Source organism: Amycolatopsis sp. NPDC041971 (assembly GCF_055588925.1).
Map to the genome: position 1 here is coordinate 863,958 of NZ_JBVJCE010000001.1, position 20,355 is coordinate 884,312.

At 68.0% G+C, this 20,355-nt stretch carries 22 protein-coding genes; 18 read left to right on the top strand and 4 right to left on the bottom strand.

The features are described 5' to 3' along the window. The first annotated feature begins 99 nt into the window (after positions 1-99). The 4 genes from ACZ6DT_RS04300 to ACZ6DT_RS04315 are packed head-to-tail and all read left to right on the top strand — an operon-like array spanning position 100 to position 4,003. A complete protein-coding gene (locus ACZ6DT_RS04300) occupies positions 100-1,230 on the top strand; it encodes a DegT/DnrJ/EryC1/StrS family aminotransferase (protein ID WP_465588370.1) in 1,131 nt (376 codons plus the stop codon). 7 nt (positions 1,231-1,237) lie between these two features. After that, the gene (locus ACZ6DT_RS04305; RefSeq protein WP_465588373.1) at positions 1,238-2,167 is read left to right on the top strand and encodes an NAD-dependent epimerase/dehydratase family protein; all 930 of its coding nucleotides are present in this window, start codon (positions 1,238-1,240) and stop codon (positions 2,165-2,167) included. Positions 2,168-2,193: 26 nt separating this feature from the next. After that, the gene (locus ACZ6DT_RS04310) at positions 2,194-3,390 is read left to right on the top strand and encodes a glycosyltransferase family 4 protein (protein ID WP_465588376.1); all 1,197 of its coding nucleotides are present in this window, start codon (positions 2,194-2,196) and stop codon (positions 3,388-3,390) included. Beyond that, a complete protein-coding gene (locus tag ACZ6DT_RS04315) occupies positions 3,377-4,003 on the top strand; it encodes an acyltransferase (protein WP_465588379.1) in 627 nt (208 codons plus the stop codon). Before ACZ6DT_RS04310 ends, ACZ6DT_RS04315 begins: the two co-directional genes overlap by 14 nt. Before the next feature lie 93 nt (positions 4,004-4,096). Here ACZ6DT_RS04315 and ACZ6DT_RS04320 read toward each other — a convergent pair whose 3' ends face one another. Next, positions 4,097-4,696, bottom strand: coding sequence for a hypothetical protein (locus ACZ6DT_RS04320; RefSeq protein WP_465588382.1), 600 nt, complete (start codon positions 4,694-4,696; stop codon positions 4,097-4,099). An 80-nt stretch (positions 4,697-4,776) separates the two neighbouring features. After that, the gene (locus ACZ6DT_RS04325; RefSeq protein WP_465588384.1) at positions 4,777-5,037 is read right to left on the bottom strand and encodes a hypothetical protein; all 261 of its coding nucleotides are present in this window, start codon (positions 5,035-5,037) and stop codon (positions 4,777-4,779) included. A gap of 2 nt (positions 5,038-5,039) precedes the next feature. Between ACZ6DT_RS04325 and ACZ6DT_RS04330 the strand changes: the two genes are divergently transcribed. The 4 genes from ACZ6DT_RS04330 (at position 5,040) to ACZ6DT_RS04345 (ending at position 7,524) form a co-directional block, all read left to right on the top strand. Continuing rightward, a complete protein-coding gene (locus tag ACZ6DT_RS04330; protein ID WP_465588386.1) occupies positions 5,040-5,297 on the top strand; it encodes a Uma2 family endonuclease in 258 nt (85 codons plus the stop codon). A 321-nt stretch (positions 5,298-5,618) separates the two neighbouring features. Further along, positions 5,619-6,188, top strand: coding sequence for a copper resistance CopC family protein (locus ACZ6DT_RS04335; protein ID WP_465588389.1), 570 nt, complete (start codon positions 5,619-5,621; stop codon positions 6,186-6,188). Positions 6,189-6,259: 71 nt separating this feature from the next. Then, positions 6,260-6,769, top strand: a complete 510-nt coding sequence (locus tag ACZ6DT_RS04340) for a SigE family RNA polymerase sigma factor (protein WP_465588843.1) — start codon at positions 6,260-6,262, stop codon at positions 6,767-6,769. Continuing rightward, positions 6,766-7,524: a hypothetical protein gene (locus ACZ6DT_RS04345; RefSeq protein WP_465588392.1), complete on the top strand. Its 759-nt coding sequence runs from the start codon at positions 6,766-6,768 to the stop codon at positions 7,522-7,524. The genes ACZ6DT_RS04340 and ACZ6DT_RS04345 overlap by 4 nt, the downstream gene beginning before the upstream one ends. Here the strand turns inward: ACZ6DT_RS04345 and ACZ6DT_RS04350 are convergent, their stop codons facing one another. Together ACZ6DT_RS04350 and ACZ6DT_RS04355 are read right to left on the bottom strand one after the other, a co-directional pair. Continuing rightward, positions 7,525-8,484, bottom strand: coding sequence for a Gfo/Idh/MocA family protein (locus tag ACZ6DT_RS04350; protein ID WP_465588395.1), 960 nt, complete (start codon positions 8,482-8,484; stop codon positions 7,525-7,527). Further along, complete coding sequence (locus ACZ6DT_RS04355; protein ID WP_465588398.1) at positions 8,481-9,587, bottom strand: DegT/DnrJ/EryC1/StrS family aminotransferase; 1,107 nt, start codon at positions 9,585-9,587, stop codon at positions 8,481-8,483. The genes ACZ6DT_RS04350 and ACZ6DT_RS04355 overlap by 4 nt, the downstream gene beginning before the upstream one ends. A gap of 157 nt (positions 9,588-9,744) precedes the next feature. Between ACZ6DT_RS04355 and ACZ6DT_RS04360 the strand changes: the two genes are divergently transcribed. From ACZ6DT_RS04360 to ACZ6DT_RS04405, 10 genes are all read left to right on the top strand, one after another. Beyond that, positions 9,745-10,473 carry a UDP-N-acetylglucosamine acyltransferase gene (locus ACZ6DT_RS04360; protein WP_465588400.1) on the top strand — a complete coding sequence of 243 codons (729 nt, stop codon included), beginning with the start codon at positions 9,745-9,747 and terminating at the stop codon, positions 10,471-10,473. Positions 10,474-10,526: 53 nt separating this feature from the next. Then, entirely contained in the window at positions 10,527-10,769 is a 243-nt protein-coding gene (locus ACZ6DT_RS04365; RefSeq protein WP_465588403.1) for an acyl carrier protein, read from the top strand. Beyond that, positions 10,769-11,494, top strand: coding sequence for an SDR family NAD(P)-dependent oxidoreductase (locus ACZ6DT_RS04370; RefSeq protein WP_465588406.1), 726 nt, complete (start codon positions 10,769-10,771; stop codon positions 11,492-11,494). Before ACZ6DT_RS04365 ends, ACZ6DT_RS04370 begins: the two co-directional genes overlap by 1 nt. Then, positions 11,494-12,900, top strand: coding sequence for an AMP-binding protein (locus tag ACZ6DT_RS04375; protein WP_465588409.1), 1,407 nt, complete (start codon positions 11,494-11,496; stop codon positions 12,898-12,900). Before ACZ6DT_RS04370 ends, ACZ6DT_RS04375 begins: the two co-directional genes overlap by 1 nt. Continuing rightward, positions 12,897-13,949, top strand: a complete 1,053-nt coding sequence (locus tag ACZ6DT_RS04380) for a LuxE/PaaK family acyltransferase (protein ID WP_465588412.1) — start codon at positions 12,897-12,899, stop codon at positions 13,947-13,949. Before ACZ6DT_RS04375 ends, ACZ6DT_RS04380 begins: the two co-directional genes overlap by 4 nt. Continuing rightward, complete coding sequence (locus tag ACZ6DT_RS04385; protein ID WP_465588414.1) at positions 13,946-15,187, top strand: acyl-CoA reductase; 1,242 nt, start codon at positions 13,946-13,948, stop codon at positions 15,185-15,187. Before ACZ6DT_RS04380 ends, ACZ6DT_RS04385 begins: the two co-directional genes overlap by 4 nt. A 32-nt stretch (positions 15,188-15,219) precedes the next feature. Next, complete coding sequence (locus tag ACZ6DT_RS04390; RefSeq protein ID WP_465588417.1) at positions 15,220-16,191, top strand: lysylphosphatidylglycerol synthase transmembrane domain-containing protein; 972 nt, start codon at positions 15,220-15,222, stop codon at positions 16,189-16,191. A gap of 197 nt (positions 16,192-16,388) precedes the next feature. Then, complete coding sequence (locus tag ACZ6DT_RS04395) at positions 16,389-17,999, top strand: hypothetical protein (RefSeq protein WP_465588420.1); 1,611 nt, start codon at positions 16,389-16,391, stop codon at positions 17,997-17,999. Further along, positions 17,996-19,441 (top strand): glycan biosynthesis hexose transferase WsfD, encoded by a 1,446-nt coding sequence (gene wsfD, locus ACZ6DT_RS04400; protein ID WP_465588422.1) that lies wholly within the window; start codon positions 17,996-17,998, stop codon positions 19,439-19,441. The genes ACZ6DT_RS04395 and wsfD overlap by 4 nt, the downstream gene beginning before the upstream one ends. 53 nt (positions 19,442-19,494) lie before the next feature. Then, positions 19,495-20,229: a lysophospholipid acyltransferase family protein gene (locus tag ACZ6DT_RS04405; RefSeq protein ID WP_465588425.1), complete on the top strand. Its 735-nt coding sequence runs from the start codon at positions 19,495-19,497 to the stop codon at positions 20,227-20,229. Positions 20,230-20,355 lie beyond the last annotated feature (126 nt).

Genomic DNA, 20,355 nt, shown 5'->3' on the forward strand with positions numbered 1-20,355 from the left:
CAACGATAGGGCGTCGTCGACCTGGCCGGATCCAGCCCGCCCGAACTACGCCGATCGGCGTCTATACACTTCGCCGGGTCCCCACGCAATGGGAGAGGTATGTCTACGCTCGAACCCGTGGTCCTTGGTCAGCCGACCGTAGGCGACGAAGAACTCGCCGCGGTGGCGGAGGTGTTCCGGTCCGGCTGGCTGGCCGGTGCCGGCCCCGCGTGCCGCCGTTTCGAAGAACGCTTCGCGAAGACCGTCGGCACCGCACATGCCCTGACCACCAGTAACTGTGGTTCCGCACTGTTCCTCGGGTTGCGTGTACTCGACGTGAAGCCGGGCGACGAGGTCATCGTCGGCGACTACACGTTCCCCGCCACCGGCCACGCCGTGCTCCAGGCGGGCGCGACGCCGGTGTTCGCCGACATTCGCCCGGACGTGTGGAGCGCCGACCCCGCTTCGATCGAAAGCTTGATCACTCCCCGCACCGTCGGCATCCTCGCCGTCGACGTCGCCGGGCAGCCGGGTGACTTCGACGAATACCGCGCGATCGCCGACAAGCACGGCCTGTGGCTCTTCGAGGACGCCGCCTGCGCCGCGGGCGCGACCTACCAGACCCGTCCGGCGGGCAGCCTCGCCGACCTGGCCGCGTTCTCCTTCCACGGCCGCAAGGGCATCACCGCGGGCGAGGGCGGCGCGCTGGTCTCGGACCGCGAAGACCTCATCGCGCACGCGCGCAAGCTGCACACCTACGGCATCGAGCCCGCCATCACCCGCGAGGGTTCCGGTGCGCTGCCGATCCCGGAGTTCCACGAGCTGGGCTACAACTTCCGGCTCTCGGACGTGCAGGCCGCGATCATGAACGTCCAGCTGGACCGCCTCCCGGACCTGCTCTCGGCCCGCCGTTCGGTGGCCAAGCGCTACCACGAGGCGTTCGAGAACCTGCCCGGTCTCGACGTCCCGGTGGAACTGCCGGACCGCGAGCACCCGTGGCAGGCCTACCTCCTCACCGTGGCCCCGGAGATCGATCGCGACGCGCTCGCGCTGCGGATCCGCGAACAGGGCGTGCAGTGCAACTTCGGCACCTACGCCTCGCACCTCCAACCCATCTACGGCAAGAAGCAGACCTTGCCGGTATCGGCGGACCTCTTCGCCCGTCATCTCGCCATCCCGATGCACGCCAACCTCACCGATGCCCAGGTCGACCGGGTCATCGGGACCGTCAGCGCCGCACTGCCGAGCTAGGAGAGAAATGCCCGACAAGAAGGTCCTCTTCACCGGGGGCGGTGGTTTCATCGCCGCGCATGTCATCCCGATGCTGATCGAAGGCGGCTACACCGTCCGCGTCTTCGACAACATGACGCGTGGCGACCGCGCCCGGATCAACGAGTTCGTCGCCACCGGCAAGGTCGAACTGGTCGAGAAGGACGTGCGCTACGGCGGCGCCGTGCGCGAGGCCATGCGCGGCTGCACGCACGTGATCCACTTCGCCACCGTGTCGATCAACAAGTCGGTCGCGGACCCGCACGAGTCCATCGACATCAACATGGTCGGCAACCACAACGTCTTCGCCGCCGCGGCGGACGAAGGCGTCGAGCGGCTCGTGTTCGCCTCGACCGCGTCCGTCTACGGCGACCCGAAGCGGCTGCCGATGCACGAGGACGACGAGCTCAAGCCGCTCACGCCGTACTGCATCTCGAAGCGCGCGGGCGAGGACATGCTCGGCTTCTACGAGCGCACCAAGGGCCTGTCCTGGAACGCGCTGCGGTTCTTCAACGTGTACGGCCCCGGCCAGAAGATCGAGGCCTACTACACGTCGGTGATCAACCACTTCATCCAGCGTCTGCGCGCCGGCCAGCCGCCGATCATCGACGGCCGCGGTGACCAGTCGATGGATTTCGTGCACGTCACGGACCTGGCCCGCGCCGTCGTCGCGGCGCTCGAGTCGGAGCAGGGATGCGTGCCGATCAACATCGGCACCGGGATCGACACCTCCATCGCGACGCTGGCGAAGATCCTCATCGACGCCGTCGGCGTCAACGTCGAGCCGCTGTTCAACGAGCGTGACGTGCTGGTTTCGCGGCGTGCCGCCGACATCACGCGTGCCCGCGAGGTCCTCGGCTGGGAGCCGAAGATCTCCGTGGAAGAGGGCATGTACGAACTGGTGAAGGCCTCCGAGTGACCGCCGGTCCAGGGGAAAGCCGCCCCATGCGTATCGCGGTGGTGAACAACTTCTTCCCACCGAGGGTGGGCGGAAGCGCGCACATGGCGGCGTCCCTGGCCGAGCAGTACGCGGCGCGCGGGCACGAGGTGCTCGCGATCACCGCGGCCTACGCCGACGCCCCGGCCGACGAGACGAAGGACGGCTATCGCGTCGTCCGCCTGCCCGCGGTGAAGATGCCGCAGCTGGGCCTGTCGATCGACTTCGACATGAGTTTCGCCTCGCCGCGGCCGGGCAACTGGCGGCGGCTCTGGAAGCTGCTGAACGAGTTCAAACCGGACGCGATCCACCTCCACGGGCAGTTCTTCGACCTGTCGTGGCTGGCCGGGCTGTACGCGCGGCGGCACAAGCTGCCGATGCTGCTGACCATCCACACCCTGCTGATCAGCGACAACAAGCTGTACGGCGGCGTGTTCCGGTTCCTGGACACCGTGCTGGTGAACCCGATCCTGCGCTACCTCAAGCCGCGTTACATCATCCTCGACAAGCTCGGGGTCGACTACTGCGTCGAGCGCTACGGCACGAGCGACGCGAACTCGGACTACTTCCCGATCGCCGTCGACACCGGGAACTTCGAGAAGCCGTTGACCCTCGATGTCCGGGCGGAGCATGGGCTCGGCGACGGCCCGGTGATCGTCTCGCTCGGACACGTGATCCCGCTGCGCAACCGGCTCCCGCTGGTCGAGGCACTGCCGTCCATTTTGGACAAGCACCCCGGCGTGAAGGTGGTCGTGGTCGGGCGCGTCTATCACGACGTCTTCCTGAAGCGGGCCGAAGAACTCGGCGTCGCGGACGCCATCATCGTCACCGGCGCCGTGCCGAAGGCGGACGTCCCCGCCTACTTCGCCGCCGCCGACATCGTGACGCACGACCTCAACGGCGGCTGCGGCACCGCGTCGCTGGAGGCGATGCTCTCGGGCACCGCGACCATCGCGTCGGTCACCGAGGACAACTACCCGGGCATCGAACTGCGCAACGGTGAGAACATCCTGCTGGTGCGCCCGGACGACAGCGAGGCGGTGGCGGAAACCGTCATCGACCTGCTCGACGACCCGGAGAAGCGGGCTTTGGTGGCACAGCGGGAAAGCGCGATGGTGCGGGCCAACTTCGGCCTCGACGTCGTCGCCGAAGAACACCTGCGTACCTTCGAGAAACTGGTGACCGAGGCCGATGTTCTTCGATGACGAGCGCAGCAACCGGCTGCGCCCGCAGATCCTGACCGAACTCGTCTCGCAGTACATGAACGACGCCGAGCGCGCTCGCTTCTATGGGTTGCCGGAGACGACGAGGGTGCGTGAGCGGGTCAAGATCATCAGCCCGGAGAACCTGAAGATCGGCGAACACTGCTGGATCGGCGAAGGCGCCGCGCTCGACGCGAGCGGCGGGCTGGAGATCGGCGAACACACCAGCATCGGCCTGAACACGCTGATCTTCACGCATTCCAGCTGGCTCGCGAACATGACGTTGCAGAACCACTCCGGCAGCGACCTCATCGAACGCAAACCCGTGAAAATCGGCAAAGGCTGCTTCATCGGCGGCCTCGTCGTGATCATGGCGGGCGTCACGATCGGCGATTTCGCCACTGTGCAGCCGAACTCCGTGGTCGCCAAGGACGTCCCGCCGCGCACCCTGGTGGCGGGCAACCCGGCCCGCGTCTTCCAGAAGTACGACGACGATTACATCCAGTCCGAAGTGGAGCGTGTGCGCGGCGAGAACGCGCGCCGCCGCGCGCTGGCCGAGGAACGCGGTGACGCGACGGGGTCCTGGGGTGCCCCGGCAGGCGACTTCACGGAGTAGTTCGGTTCGCCGCTGAATCGCGCCACCCGCGCACCGGCAAGTAGGTACTCGACACGGTTGATCCGGCGACCCGAACCACTCACGACGATCCGTTCAGAGACGCTGCCCCAGCCGTTCGGCGATCGTCGGGTACACGTCGGACCGGGTTTTGCCGATCGTGTGGAACAACGCGATCCTGATCTGGCCGTGTCCGCGTTTGTAGACGAGCAACGACACGAAGTCGTCCTTGTTTTCGCAGAACCAAGCCGTTTCGCCGATACCCGGCACCATCGTCGGCGGCGTCACGCATTCCTTCTTGGCCTCTGCCGACATCGACGGCACCGACCAGCCCTTTTCCGGAAGGACGTGCAAGTACAGGCCGACCACGCCGTTGTAGTGGCACGCGTACTTGGTGATGCCACCTTCTTTCTTCACCGCGGCCTCTTGCTGACCGTCCTTGTGGCCGAACTCCGCGGTACCCATGATCTGCTGGACTTCGACGAGCGGGAGGAACGGGCAAGCCGCCGTGACCTTGGCGGGGGAGGCGGGCGGTGGAGGGGTCGTCGGAGTGGTGCTCGGGGCCTTGCTCGTCGTCGTCGTCGGCACCGTCGTTGACGGCGGCGGTGGTGGTGGCGCCGCTGGCGCGGGCTCGCCGCTACAGGCCGTGACAAACAAGAGCATGCCGACGGTCAAGAGCCCCCAGATTCTCTTCATCATCGGAATGTAGACGATCTGCGGAAATGCGAGGATCACGATGGTGCGACCGAGCACGCTCCTTGCTGTCGCGCTACTGCTCACCGTAACGATTCGCCACTTTCCGTGGTGATACGTCCCCGGAACACCGGGTCGAAGTCGTCGAAGAAGTCCTCGTCGTGTCGCCGCGTCCATTGCTGATCCATAAATGGGCCGTCACGCGCCTGGGCTTTCTGCTCCATGACCAGCTGCCCGCCGGCTTCAGCACCTGAAGCGAGGCCGAGATGATCATCGGCGTCGCCCCGCTCACCGTTCGGGTACCCGAAAAAGCAGTCCGGCTCGTGTTCCGGGGGACGCGGCACAATTGGTCATCGAGGTGCTGTCCGAGGGCACCGTCCGTACCGACCGGGTCACCAAGTTCTCCGAATACGCCGAAACCGGTATCGAGCACTACTGGATCGTCGACCTCGAAGACCCGGCGAGCATGACCACCTACCGCCTGATCGACGGCGAGTACGAGAACTTCGGCGAGCACATCGGCGAAGTGAGCCTCGATTTCGACGGCACCCCGCTCACTCTCGACCTCGACGCGCTGACCACTCGCTACGCGCGGCGCCCTTGACCGCCCTCGTGAGTGGTAAGGACGGTTAGCGCGGACCGGCATTTGCCTACCTACGCCGGACCAGTCCGAAGGCTGACGATGGCGGAATCGGGACCTTCAGTGTCCCGATTCCTCCATCGTCGCCAAGCGGCTTCGGTTTCCGGCCTTGATCAACGGAGGATCGGGACCACTCAACGTCCCCGATCTCCCCACTCGCCTTCATCACCGTTCCGGTGCGACAGGTCCGACAGAACAGTTCTTACCCTTCCCAACGGGAACCACCGCACCCTCGAGTCCGACTACTAGGCTCGACGGGGAGTTCCCCGGTGAGAAGGGTGTCAGATGAGGTTCAAGCGGTGCGGCGCGTCGTTGCTGGTCGCCGGGTTGGCCCTGCTGGGTGCGGCGACCCCGGCGTTGGCCCATTCGGAGTTGAAGAGCAGTGACCCGGCGAGGGGCGCTTCGCTGGCGACGCCGCCGACGCAGGTCAAGCTGACCTTCTCGGGCCCGGTCACCCTCGCCGACGACCCGATCCAGATCACCGGACCGGAGAACGCGTCGTGGACGGTCGGCCGGGCGGAGGTCGCCGGCACGGTCGTCACGGCGCCGGTCCAGGCCGTCGGGCCCGCGGGGGAGTACACCCTCCGCTACAAGGTGACCTTCGACGACTCGCACGCCGCGAGCGGCTCGGTGAAGTTCAGCTTGAGTGCCCCGGCGAGCCGGAACAGCCCGAGCAGCCAGGCCCCGTCGAGCAGCCAAGCCCAAGCCCCCGCGAGCAGTGCCACCCCCGCGCCGCAGGCCGAAGAGACCACTCCGGAAGGCCTGGTGCCGACCTGGGTGTGGATCGTCCTCGCGGTCGCCGTGGTCGTCGCCGGCCTCGTCGTGGCGCTCCGGTTCGCTCGTCGGAAGGACTGAGCCGGCACGGAACGGGAGCGGTCGAGGCAACCTTTCAGGTGGTCAACCGTCGAACGGAGATGAGGACCAGGGTGGCTCGCGGCGATGACGAGTTCGTCGAGTTCGTGCGGAACTCGGCGCCCCGTCTTCAGCATGCGGCCTTCCTGCTCACCGGCGACCGCCATCAGGCCGAGGACGCCGCCCAGACGGCGCTCGCGAAGACGTACGCGGCCTGGGCGCGGGTACGCCGCAAGGACGCCTACGCCTACGCGCGGCAGGTCCTCGTCAATCACATCATCGACGGCTGGCGGCGCCCGATCCGTGAGAACGCCACGGAGGACATCCCCGAGCAGTCGAGCGGTATGGACGTCGCCGGTGCCGTTGTCCAGCGGAAATGGCTGCTTGACGCGTTGCGTACGCTCACAGACCGGGAGAGAGCCGTGGTGGTGCTCAGGCACTTCTTCGACTTGAAGGAATCCGATGTGGCCGGCGAACTGGGTGTCTCGGTGGGCACCGTGAAGAGCACCAATTCCCGGGCACTGACCAAGCTGCGGATCACCGCGGAGGACGGAACGGAACTGATCGGGGGGCTGGGACGATGACCGACCTCGAGACACTGCGCTCGGCTCTGCGGGAACCGCCCGCCGAGGAGTTCGCCGAGCCCGATCTCGGCGCGATCATGACCAAGGGCAGGCGTATCCGCCGTCGCCGCCGTCTCGCTACCGGCGCGGGCGGGGTCGCCGCCACACTGGTGACGGTGCTGGTCATCGTCGGCGCGGTCGCGCTCAAGGGGTCATCGTCCGACCAGCGACCGCTCCCGCCCGCCGCGAGCGCGCCCGCGCCGCCGTCGACACCGGCCCCGGCGCCGGCCCCGGCACCGGCGAGCCCGACGAACACCGAGGCCCCGACGGATCGGCCTGTCGGCGAGGCGATCCCGCTTGGCGTCAAGGGAGAAGGCGGCCGTGAGCTGGTGCTCTACGCCTTCGCGATCGACGAGCCGCAAGTGCCGGACGTCAGGTTCGGCCTCCAGGTCGCGTACCGGAACCAGACCGGTGAGTACGACGGCCTCCTGGCCAGCAACGAGTTCAAGGGATCCGATCGGTCGTTCGGCTTCCACGCGGTGGACGGCGGCGACGTCATCCGGGGCACGTTCGTGCCCGTGTTCGGCTACTTCGCCGGTCCGGCGGCGCGGATCACCAGCACCGTTCGCGGGAGACCGGTCGAGGCCAAGGCGATCCCCTGGAGTGAGGACCCGTCGATCGTCCTCTTCTGGTTCGACGGCGACCAGGTGGAGTCGGCGGGAGTGCTGACCCCTCTCGTCGCCTACGACGCGAAGGGCCAGCGCCTCACCAAATGATCAGGCCGCGGCCTGCGTCAGCACCTGGTCGACGACGGCGTGCGAAGGCAGGATCAGGTCCCGCTCGGTTTCGGCGTCGATCTTGCCTTCGAGCAGGTCGACGAACCGGTCCAGCTGGGTCGCCAGCGGCTCGCGCGCGGTGACCAGCTCCGGGATCTCGATGACGGTCTGCTGCCGGTAGCCGAGGCCGTCCTCGGTGACCGAGTCGTGCGAGATGTGCCGGTAGATGGTGACGTCGCGGCGGAGCAGGTCGATCTCGATCATGCGGTCCAGTTCGGACACCCAGAGCGAGCGGACCTTGCGCTGGCCGAGGCGCGACGCGGAAACCGTGGCGAGCCCGGATTGGAACGACAGCACCGTCTCGATGGTGTCTTCGGCGCCTTCCACCGAATTCGGGTGGAAGTAGCCCGCGCCGGAGGCGACCCGCTGCGGCGTCGCGCCGCCGAAGAACTGGATCGCCAGGTCGACGTCGTGCACCAGCAGGTCCCAAGCGACACCGGTCTTGATGCGCGGCGCGTACGGGCCGTGGCGGCGGGCCATCAGGTGGATCGGCTCGTTGACCAGCGCCCGCGCGGTCATCACGGCGGGGTTGTAGCGCTCCAGGAGCCCGCACATCAGCGGGACGTCCTTCTTCGCCGAAAGCCCGACGATCTCCTGGGAGAATTCGAAGCTGTTGCACACCGGCTTCTCGACCAGCATCGGCTTGCCCTGGCCCAGGATCTCCTGCGCCAGCTCGTAATGCGCCTCGGTGGCCGAAGCGAGCACGACGGCGTCCACATCGGACAGTGAGCCGATTTCGGGCGTCCACTGGGTTTCGTAGCGTTCGGCGACCTTGCGGCCGGCCTCTTCGCGCGGGTCGATCACGCGGACGAGGTCCACGCGCTCGTTCGCGGCGAGGACACGAGCGTGCAGCGAGCCCATGTTCCCGGTGCCGATGAGGGCGATCTTGTGCGTGGTCATGCGCCGAGTACCTCGCGAACCGTTTCGATGATGGTGTCCAGTTCGGACTCGGAAAGGTGCGGGTGCACCGGCAGGGAAAGCGCCTGCGCGGCGACGGAGGCGGCCACGGGGAAGTCCTCGACCTTCGCGTCGGGGATCAGCGGGTTGTCCCGGTAGCAGTCGTAGTCGAAGACGATCTTCGGGTAGTAGATCCCGTTGCCGATACCCCGCTCGGTGAGCGCGGCGGCGAGTTCGTCACGCGAGAGGAAGGCGTGCGGGCCGACCAGCACGGTGTACTGGTGCCACACGTGCTCGCGGCCCGGCAGGACCTGCGGGAGGTCGAGGCCCGGGGTGCCGGCGAGTCCTTCGGTGAGGCGCTTCGCGTTGGCCTGGCGGGCGGCGGTGAGCTGGTCCAGCTTCTCCAGCTGCGGAATACCGACGGCGGCGTGCAGATCGGTCATCCGGTAGTTGTGCCCGGCGACCTCGTACTGGTAGCGGGCGCGCATGCCCTGGTTGCGCAGCACCCGCAGCGCGTCGGCCAGCTTGTCGTCGTCCGTGGTGATCACGCCGCCCTCGGCGGTGGTGACGTTCTTGGTGGCGTACAAGGAGAAGCAGCCGATCCCGAAGGAGCCCGACGGCTTGCCCTGGAACGACGCGCCGACGGCCTGCGCGGAGTCCTCGATGACCTTGAGACCGTGCTCGGCGGCCAGCGGCGCGAGTTTGCCCATGTCCGCCGTCTGCCCGTAGAGGTGCACGGGCATCAGGACCTTGGCGCGGTCGGTGATCGCGGCGGCGACGGCGTCCGGGTCGATCGCGAAGTCGTCGCGCCGGATGTCGGCGAAGCGGACGGTCGCGCCGGCTTCCAGAATCGCGTTCAGCGTCGCCACGAAGGTGAACGGCGAGGTGACGACCTCGTCACCCGGCTGAAGGTCGAGCGCCTGGATGGCGGCGACCAGCGCGGTGGTGCCGTTGTTGACGGCGATCGCGTGCTTCGTGCCGGAAACGCTCGCGAACGCGTCCTCGAAGCGCTTGACCATCGGTCCCTGTGCGATGGCGCCGGATCGCAGCACCTCGACGACGAGGTCCTCCGCGTCACGGACGTCGACCACGGTAATGGGGATCATCTTCAAGTCTCTCTCGACTGGGCGTTCTGGTGCGTCCGGTACAGTGAGCCGCCGGTTCTGCGCCCGGCCGCCCTCTCTGGCGCGGACCACACGTTACCGGGACCGCCGAAGCGCCCAATACCCCAGGCTGCCTCCAGCCACAACGAACGGAACTCACGTGGTGAACCGCATCCACCCGACAGCAGTCATCGGCGAGGGTGTCGAGCTCGGTGAAGACAACGTCATCGGACCGTTCACGGTCATCGTGGGTCCCACGCGCATCGGGGACGGCAACTGGATCGGCCCGCACGTGACCATCGGGACCCCCGGTGAGGACCGCGGCCGCGAGCACCCCGCCGCCTGGGAATCCGCGCCGAACGGTGATCCGGATCATGACGGTCACGGCGTCGTCATCGGCAGCCGCAACCGGATCCGCGAGTACGTCAGCGTCCACCAGGGCACGTGGCGCACCACCGGAATCGGCGACGGCGGCTATTTCCTCCGCGGCTCCCACATCGCCCACGACTGCGTCGTCGAGGACGCCGTCACGGTCGCTTCGAACGTCATCACCGGCGGCCACTGTCACATCTGGTCCGGGGCGAACCTGGGTATGGGCGCGATCCTGCACCAGCGGGTCGTGGTCGGCCCCGGCGCGATGGTCGGGATGAGTTCCGCGGTCCGCAAGGAGGTGGGCGCGTTCACCATCGCCGTCGGCAACCCCGCGCGGGTGACCGGCGTCAACACCGTGGGCCTGTCCCGCCGGGGCCTGGACGAGGCCACCATCGAGGCACTGGGACCGTGGCTGAAGGGTAAGGCCGGTCTCCCTGAGGACGGGCTGGCCGACCGGCTGCCCGGTGACCTCTCTACCTTGGTGAAGGCGTGGGACGCCCGTCCGCGCGAGGAGTAGGTGAGCGGGAGCTCGCAGAGGTCGCGCGTTCCGAAGAGAGGTAGGAGTCACAGATGGCGGAAGTCGCCGGCAAGCTGCGTGAGGTCTTTGTCGAGGCGCTGGATCTAGACGTCGACAGTGTTGATGTCGAGAACCTGAAGTACCGCGACATCGAGGCGTGGGACTCGGTCGGTCACATGGCGCTCGTCGCGGCCATCGAAGACGAGTTCGACGTGGAATTCGACACCGACCAGGTGATCGACATGTCCAGCTTCAAGGTCGCCGTCGACATGGTGACCGACCTCCAGAACAAGTGATGCTGGACGGCAGGATCGCCCTGGTCACCGGGGGTACCCGGGGCATCGGGCTGGCCACCGCGCGGGCGCTCGCCGGGGCGGGCGCCACCGTCGTCCTGACCGGCCGCGACGAGGCCAAGGCCAAGGAAGCGGCGGCCGCGGCGGGGGCCGCGAGCGGGCTCGCCCTGGACGTCACCGACGCCAAGGCCGTGTCGACGCTGGTCCGCGGCGTGGCCAAGGAGCACGGCAGGCTCGACATCGTGGTCGCCAACGCCGGGATCATGGAGGACGCGCTCCTCGGCATGATCCGCGCGGAACTGGTCGACACCACGCTGAGCACGAACGTCGCCGGCACGCTGCACACCGTCCAGGCCGCGGCCAGGGCGATGATGCGCAAGAAAACCGGTGCCATCGTGGTGCTGGCTTCGATCGTCGGCGAGCACGGAAGCGCCGGTCAGACGGTGTACGCGGCCTCGAAGGCGGCGGTGGCGAACATCGCGCGTTCGGCCGCGAAGGAGCTCGGCCGTTCCGGGATCCGGGTCAACGCGGTGGCGCCCGGCGTCATCGACACCGACCTGACCTCCGGGCTGACCGAGGACGCCAAGGCCGAGAACATCGGCAAGACCCCGCTAGGGCGGCTCGGCACGCCCGAAGACGTGGCGAACGCGATCCGGTTCCTCGTCAGTGATGACGCCTCGTTCATCACCGGCCAGGTGCTGGGCATCGATGGAGGACTTGTTCTCTGATGACCCTGTTGGGTGTGGGTGCACGACTGATCGACGTCACGAGCGGCAAGACGCTCGCGGGCGAGGAACTCGACGCCGAGGTCGCCCGCGCGGGTGCCGCGTTGTCGCTGCTGCCGCCGGGCGCGCTGTTCGCGCGGATGTCGGTGGACCTCCAAAGCGTGCTGAACTACCTCGGCGCGTTCGAGGCCGGCCGCCCGATCGCGCTGATCGACCCGGCGCTGGACGCCGACGTCCTGACGGGGCTCATCGAGCGGTTCCGCCCGGCCGCCGTGCTGTCCGCGCCGGACGCGCCCGCACCCGAGGGTTACGGCGTTTCCGACGGGCTCGGATCTGACTGGGTCCGGAAGTCCGCTGAGGGCGTCGAGCCGCATCCCCATCTGGCCATCCTGCTTCCGACCAGCGGTTCCACCGGCAACCCGAAGCTGGTCCGGCTCGCGCGCGACGCTGTCTACGCCAATGCCGACGCGATCGCGCAGGTGCTCGGCATCGACCGCGACGAGGTCGCGCCGACCAGCCTCCCGCTGCACTACAGCTACGGCCTGTCCGTGCTGAACTCGCACCTCGTCCGCGGCGCGACCGTGGTCATCGAGCCTTCGGGTGTACTCGGGCGTGGGTTCTGGGACGCGGTCAACGAGCACAAGGTCACCTCGCTCGCCGGGGTCCCGTACCACTACGAGATGTTGCGGCGCCTCAAGTTCGACCCGGCGAAGTACCCGACGCTGCGCACGCTGACCCAGGCGGGCGGCAAGCTCCGCGACGAGCTCGTCGCCCAGTTCAACGACAAGATCCGCGCGGTCGGCGGGCGGATGTTCGTGATGTACGGGCAGACCGAGGCCGCCCCGCGGATGACCACCGTCCCGGCGGAACGGCTCGCGGAGAAGCTCGGTTCGGCCGGGCCCGCGCTGCCCGGCGGTTCGTTCGCGATCCGGCGCGAGAACGGTTCCGAGACCACGCATCCGAAGATCGTCGGCGAGGTCGTCTACCGCGGGCCCAACGTGATGATGGGATACGCCGAGGACGAGGCCGGGCTGGCCGCGGGCGACGAGTACGGCGGCGTGCTGGCCACCGGCGACCTCGGGTACCTCGACGAGGACGGGTTCCTCTACATCACCGGACGGCTCAAGCGGATCGGCAAGGTCTTCGGCAACCGGGTCAGCTTGGATGATCTCGAGCACGCCGTGCGTTCCGCTTCGGTGGGGATCGACGTCGTGGCCGCCGTCCCGGCCGGGGACAAGGTCGTCCTGTTCGCCGAGGGCGCCGACAAGGACATCTGCAAGGACGCGTCGAAGGCGTTGTCCGAGCGGCTCCACCTGCACACGAGCGGGTTCGACGTCCGCCCCATCGACACCGTGCCGCTGCTGGCCAGCGGCAAGATCGACTACCGGTCGCTGGAGGCCCAGGTATGAGTGTGTTCACGCTTTCGCAGGCTGAGCGCGAGAAGTCGTTGCTTCCGCGGCTCGCCGAGCTGACCGCGCACCACCGCGAGAACTCCGAAGGGTACGAACGCATCCTGTCCTCGCTCGGCATCGCGCGCGACGCGGAGTTCGCTTCCATCGCGGACCTGCCGTGGCTGCCGGTGCGGATGTTCAAGACGCACGACCTGCGCAGCATCCCCGAGGCCGAGATCTTCAAGACGCTGACGTCTTCGGGCACCACCGGCGCGGGCGCGTCGCGGATCTACCTGGACAAGGCCGCGGCCGGCGCGCAGACCAAGCAGCTCGGCGCCACGCTGCAGGAAGTCCTCGGCGGCGAGCGGCTGCCGATGCTGATGGTCGACACCGTCGGCATCATCAAGAACCGCCGTTCGTTCTCCGCCCGCGGCGCGGGTGTGCTGGGCATGGCCAACTTCGGCCGCAAGCACACCTACGTGCTCGACGAGAACGACCAGCCGGACGTCGAGGCGGTCAAGACGTTCCTCGCGACGTACGGCGACAAGCCGTTCCTGATCTTCGGCTTCACCTTCATGGTGTGGCAGTACCTGTACGAGGTCGCGTGTGAGCACGAGCTGGATCTGTCCAACGGGATCCTGATCCACTCCGGTGGCTGGAAGAAGCTGATCGACCGCGCGGTCGACAACACCGAGTTCCGTCGTCGGTTCAAAGAGGACACGGGGCTCACCCGGATCCACAACTACTACGGGATGATCGAGCAGATCGGCACCGTGTTCCTCGAAGGCCCGTCCGGGAACTCGTTGTACTGCCCCGATTTCGCGGACGTCGTGATCCGGGATCCGGAGACCTGGGAAGAGCAGCCGGTCGGTGAACCCGGCGTGATCGAGGTCGTCAGCACGCTGCCGCATTCGTACCCGGGCCACGTCCTGCTCACCGAGGACCTCGGCGTCTACAACGGAATCGACGACGGTGACTGGCCGGGCAAGCATTTCTCGGTGATGGGCAGGCTGCCCAAGGCCGAGGCCCGCGGCTGCTCGGACACCTTCCAGGGAGCGGCGGCATGACCCTCAACCAGCGTTTCCCGCTCGGCGACGCGATCGAGGTCTCCTCGTTGGTCGAAGAGCTGCGGGCCGAGCCCGTCGGCGGACGGCTACGGGTGGGCGACCCGCGTGTCGTCGAATTCCTGACGAAGTTCGCGCGCAAACTGCTCGCGCCCGCGACCGCGCGCCGGTTCCCGGAGCTGGCGTCGCTTGGTTTCTTCCTGCGTAAGGGAGAGATCGCGAAGGCACTGTCCACTTTGGATACCTCAGGTGACGCGCTGCGCTTCCCGCGCGGGCTGGTCTTCCACGTGCCGCCCGCCAACGTCGACACGATTTTCGTGTACTCGTGGGCGCTTTCCGCGCTGGCGGGAAACCACAACGTCGTTCGCGTGTCGTCGCGTTCGGCCGGCGCCGCCGAAACGGTGCTGGAGGCACTGAACGCCGCACTGTCCGAAGTGGACGCCGACACCGCCGCCGCGATCACCGCGACCCAGCGCATGGTCACCTACGACCGCAGTGACGCGATCAGCGGCGCGCTGTCGGTCGCCACGGACCTGCGGGTCATCTGGGGCGGCGACGCCTCGGTCGCGGCCCTGCGCAAGTACCCGCTGGCGCCGCACGCGCGTGACCTGACCTTCCCGGACCGGTCGTCCTTCGCGGTCGCGTCGGTGCGCGGCTGGCAGAACGCCTCCGAAACCGAACGCCGCGGCGCGGCCGAAGGCTTCTACAACGACTCGTACTGGTTCGACCAGGCCGCCTGCTCCTCGCCGCGCGCGGTGTTCTGGGTCGGCGACGAGGACGGTGCCCGCGAAGCCGGACAGGAATTCCGGAAGCTGCTCGCCGAGGTGCTGGCGACGAAACAGCACGTCACCGAGCCGGCCATGGCCGTCCAGAAGCGGGTTTCCGCCTACGGCGCGGCCGTCGACGGGCTCGTCAACGGCATCGAGTTCCAGGGCAACGGCATCGCGATGTTGGAGCTGTCCAATGCCGCGGTCCTGCCGCGCGAGTGGCTCGGCGCGGGTACTTTCGCCAACGCGCGGGTCGACACGCTTTCCGACCTCGTCCCGATCGTGCTCCGCAAAGACCAAACCGTCGGTCAATTCGGCTTCACCAAAGAAGAATTGACCGAATTCGTGACGGAATTGGCGGGCCGCGGCGTCGACCGTGTCGTTCCTTTCGGCTCGGCCCTGACGTTCTCCGCCGTTTGGGACGGCTACGATCTGCTGACCGAGTTCAGCCGTCTGGTGACCGTACAGGCCTGACCTGCGGCGACAGGTACAGCGGAGGAGGTTCAGTGACGACAGTCGAAACGCCCGAGGAGGAGTCTTCGGTTGCGGTAAAGCAGCCGAAATCCACCAAGGCGAAGATCCTCGACGTCGTCCGCTGGATCGCGATCCTCCTGGTCGTCGGATTCGCGGCGAAGACCCTGGTCGCCAACTGGGGTGAATTCTGGCGGACGCTGTCCGAGGTCGCCTGGGAATCCTCCACGTTGAGCCTGCTCGTGCTCATCGCCGCGATCATGGTGTCGACCTACGGCTGGCAGGTCATGGTCGACGACCTCGGCGAACCGATCGGCTACGCCCGCGGCGCGCAGATCTGTCTCGTCGGCTCGCTCGGTAAATACGTGCCGGGTTCGGTGTGGGCGTACCTGCTGCAGATGGAACTGGGCCGCAAGGCCGGGCTCGCCAGGGCCCGGATCTTCACCGGTTCGCTGATCCAGCTCGGCGTCGGCGTGGTGTCGGCGCTGGTCGTGTCGCTGCTCGCGGCCCCCGCGGTGTTCAGCAACAGTCCGCGGGCGCTGTGGCTGATCGCGGCGATCCCGGTCGGCCTGGCGATGCTGCATCCGCGCGTGCTCACCTGGGGCACGTCGCTGGTGCTGCGAATCCTGCGCCGCCCGCCGCTGGACCACCGGCTGAGCTGGTCGGTCGTCGGGAAGGTCTTCGGCTCGTCGACGGCGGCGTGGGCGCTCCAGGGCGTGCACCTGTGGCTGCTGGCGAACTCCGTCGGCGCACCCGGCTTCAGTGGTTTCGTGCTGTGCGTCGGCGCGATGGCCGTCGCGATGACCGTCGGGACGTTCGCGTTCATCCTGCCCAGCGGGGTCGGCGTCCGCGAGGTCGCGCAGGTCGCCGTGCTGACCGCGTCGGGCCTCACCGTCGTCCAGGCGACGGCTTTCGCCATCGCTTCGCGGGTCATGTTCACCGTCGCCGACCTGATCACCGCCGGTGTCGCCGCCCTCTCCGCGCGCCTCGTGACTTCCCGCGTTTAGTCCTCTGAATGCGGTCCTTGCGCGTGCAACTACCGCATCCAGAGGACGAAACGCGTCAGGGGTACAGGCAGGGCACACTTGCTGGACCGTTCGTGTCAAATGACTGCGCCGAAAGAAACACACCGGCGCGGTGATCGATACTTGACCGTAGTCTTTCGTCAGGGGAGTGGCTCGGCCCGGGATGGTGGGGAGATCAGGTGGTGATCGCGCTCGTCGTCGCCTGGCTCGTGGTCGCGGTCTTCGTCTTGGCGGCCTGGCCCAAGATCGGTACCGACCGGAACTGGCGTGCCGCCGCGCTGACGCTCACCCTCGGTTTTTCGGTGTCGCACCAGCTGGTGTTTTCGACCATCGCGGAAGACGCGTACATCACCTTCCGTTACGCCCAGCACATCGCCGACGGCAATGGCCCGGTGTTCAACACCGGCGAGCGGATCGAGGGTTACGCGAATTTCCTCTGGATGATCCTCATCGCGTTGCCGAAGGCGGCTTTCGGGGCCGACATCGAGACGTCCGCGGTCGTACTCGGCATCCTCTCCACCCTCGGCGCCGTCCTGCTCGCGTACGTGACGGTGAACCGGGTGGTCGCGAGGGCCGCGGGCGAGCCGCGGCCCGCCTATGGGGTGGCCGCCGCGGTGCTCGTCGCGGGTGCCGGAGGCCTTGCCGCGTACGGCGGATCCGGCACCGAGACGCCGTTGTTCGTATTGCTCATGTTCGGTGTCTTCGCCTCGCTCGCTGCCCGGCGTCCGGTGGTCGCCGGGGTGCTCGTGGCCTTCGCCATGATGACGCGCCCGGCCGGGCTCCTGCTCGCGGTGCTGGTCGGGATTTGGCTCGTCATCGCCGCCTTCCGCGGCCGGTACACGTGGTGGTCACCGGCGGGCTGGCTGCTCGGTGGACTGGTCTTCGTCGTGCCGTGGACGGCGTGGCGGGTCACCTACTACGGCCACGTCCTGCCGACCTCGGTCCTCATCCCTTTCGAGGTCGATGTCGCGGCCCGGGTCGACCATGGCTGGCAGTACCTGTCGAGTTTTTCGGTGGTTCACCAAGGATTCCTGCTGCTCGGCCTGATCGCGGCGGTGGCGCTGCTCCTGCGCCGCACCGGCCGGGCTCCGCACGAGGCCGAGGCCAGGTCGCTGACCTGGCTGATGCTCGTCACCGCCGTCGCGCTCACCGCTTTCGTGGTCTTCTTCGGCGGTGACCCCGGACCTGCCTGGCGCCTGCTGGCGCCGATCCCGCCGCTGCTGTCGGTGGCGGCGGTGTCGGTCTACGGCGTGCTCACCGCGGCCGCGAAACCGAGTCCCCGTCCGCGGCCGCCGGTCCAGCGGCTGATGCCCGCCGCCGCGGTGGCGTTGTCCGGGCTGGCGGTGCTGGTCTCGGTGTTCAGCCCGGAAATGCTCGCCCGCGTGCGTGCCTGGCACGACCACGGCGCGCAGATGGAGGAGATCGGCCGCTGGCTCGACGCCTACCTGCCGCCCGGTTCGGTCGTGAGCACGTCCGCGCCCGGTGTGCTGTCGTACCACGCCGGGACGCAACTGCGGATCGTCGGCGTCCGCGGCCAGACCGAGGAAGCGGACGAGGCGGTCGTCTCCCGGCGGCATCCGACGATCGCCGTCATCACTGACAGTGGCTACTCGGCGAAGCAGTCCTGCGTGATCGACCCGGAGTATGCGGCGAGGTACCGCGTCGCGACCTTCGTGCGTGAAGGAACCTCGTCGTGGCTGACCGTGTTCCTGCGGGCGGACGTCGAGCGGTCGGTCAGATCGGCCCTCGACTACTCGCCCGATTTCCGCCACGTACCGTGCCCTTCGTGAGTATCGACGAACGCGTTTCCCCGAGCCGACCAGCAGCGCTTGAAGCACCCTCGCGCCTGTTCGGCCTCGGCGTTTTCGCCGCCGCGCTCACCGTGCTGCTGGTTCGTTTCCTCGTGCCGCGGCCGGTCGGGATGTCCGACAACGGTGACGGCTTCCGCGTGCTGTGCGGCGCGGGCATCCCGTGGAAGGGCAAGCCGGAAGGGTTCGTCCACCTCGCCTACACGGCCCCGGCCGGCGAATGCGACGCCACCTATCTCCTGACCCAGAGCTGGTTCGCGCGGATCGCGCGGTCGATCGGCGGGGTGCTCGGCCTCGAATCGACGCTCAGCCTGGTCGTTCTCGGCGTGTTCACCAGCGGCCTCGTCGCCGCGGCGGTCGCGTTGATCGTCGTCGGGCTGCCGTACTCACGCCGCGTCCGCCGTTTCGCCGCCGTAGGGCTGCTGCTGGTCGTCGCGGACTCCGCGTTCTTCGGTTACTTCGCCTCGGTGCTCGGCGAAGGCGCCGCCTTCCTCGGTCTTCTGCTCGCCGTCGGTGGTTTGCTGGTGGCCGCGAGGCCCGGCTGGTGGCGCTACGCGGGCCTCGCCGTGCTCCTGGCGGGCGGCGTGATCGCGGTCAACGCCAAGGTCCAGACGCTGATGATCCTGCCGTTGTTCGCGCTCGCCGCACTGCTCGTCCGCCCGGCGGGCGTCCGCGGCCTGAAGCGCTGGCTTCCCGTAATGTTCGTCATCGGCGCGCTCGCCGGAGGCACGGCTTACGCGCAGCAGACCGTCGAACCGGCGAAGCTGCCCGACGGCTCTCTCGCCGCGCGGCCGGGCGACGATTCGCGTGAGATCAACATGTTCAACACGATCTTTCTGACCATTGTGGACGGTCGGCACGACACCGGAGCCGACCTCGCCGCGCTGGGACTGCCCGCCTCGTTCGGCCAGTACGCGGGCAATGGCTGGTGGCATCCGAAGCCCGCGACGCTGGATCCCGAGTACCCGAAGTACCGCGAACAGATCAGCAGGCGCAACGTCGTCGAGTACTTCGCGACACATCCCTTACGCACCACGGAAATCCTGAACCGTGCGGCGGGCGACCTGCTCACCGCGCGGCCGCCCTACCTCGGCAGCTTCGACCGGTCGGCGGGCTTCGACCCGGAAACGCAGGAATACCGCGTCCCGATCGTTTCGACCGTGGCGAAACTGCTGTCGCCGCTGGGTTTCTTCGCCTTGCTGCCGATATGGGCCCTGATCGCCTGGCGTGGCTGGAAGACGCGGCGCGAGGCGATGGGCGTCACCCTGGGCTTCCTGCTCGCGGTCGCCGTCGGGCAGTTCGCGCTGGCCGCGCTGGGCGACGGCTTGGAGAACGTCAAACACCAGGTGATCGCGTTGTTCTGCACGGTGCTCGCCGTCGTCCTGGCGCTGGTGACCTTCGCGCGTCGAGAACGCTCAGAGTGATGTGACCTACGCGACCGTAGGTTGCTCACCCTACGGTCGCGTAACCTGAACGAATGGCTGAGCTCGTTTACCCGCCCGTCATCATGGCGGCGAAGCTGATGTTCCGGGTGCTGGACAACCGCATCCGGGTGGAGGGGGCCGAGCACATCCCGGCGACGGGCGGCGCGGTCATCGCCTGCAACCACGTGAGCTACCTGGATTTCATCTTCTGCGGGCTCGGCGCGCAGCCGGCGAAACGCCTGGTCAGGTTCATGGCGAAGAAGGAGATCTTCTCCAACCGCGTCGCCGGACCGCTCATGCGCGGAATGCACCACATCTCCGTCGACCGCGGCGCGGGTCTCACGTCGTACCGGGAAGCCGTCGAACGGCTGAAGGCCGGAGAGGTCGTCGGGGTGTTCCCCGAAGCCACGATCAGCCGGTCGTTCACCGTGAAGGACATCAAGTCCGGCGCCGTCCGGATGGCCGCCGAGGCGGGTGTCCCGGTCGTGCCGATGGCGCTGTGGGGCACGCAGCGGCTGTGGACCAAGGGCCGCCCGAAGGACCTCACCAAGCGCCACGTGCCGATCTCGATCCTCGTGGGTGAGCCGATCCACCCGAAGGCCGACGAGGACGCCGAAATCCTTTCGAAAGACCTTCGTGTGCGGATGTCCGCGCTCGTGGACCGCGTCCAGGCCGGCTACCCGGCCGAACCGGACTCCGACGACGAGCGCTGGTGGCTGCCCGCCCACCTCGGCGGCACCGCGCCGACGCCAGAAGAGGCCGCCAAGCTCGACCGCGAAGGCCGCTAGCCCGCCGTGTCGGCTGGGTCGGGGGGGGGGGGGGGGGGGGGGGGGGGGGGAGGGGGAGGAGGCAAGACAAAAACCCACCCCCCCACAACCGGCCCCAACCCCCCCCCATCTCCCCTGCGGGACCCT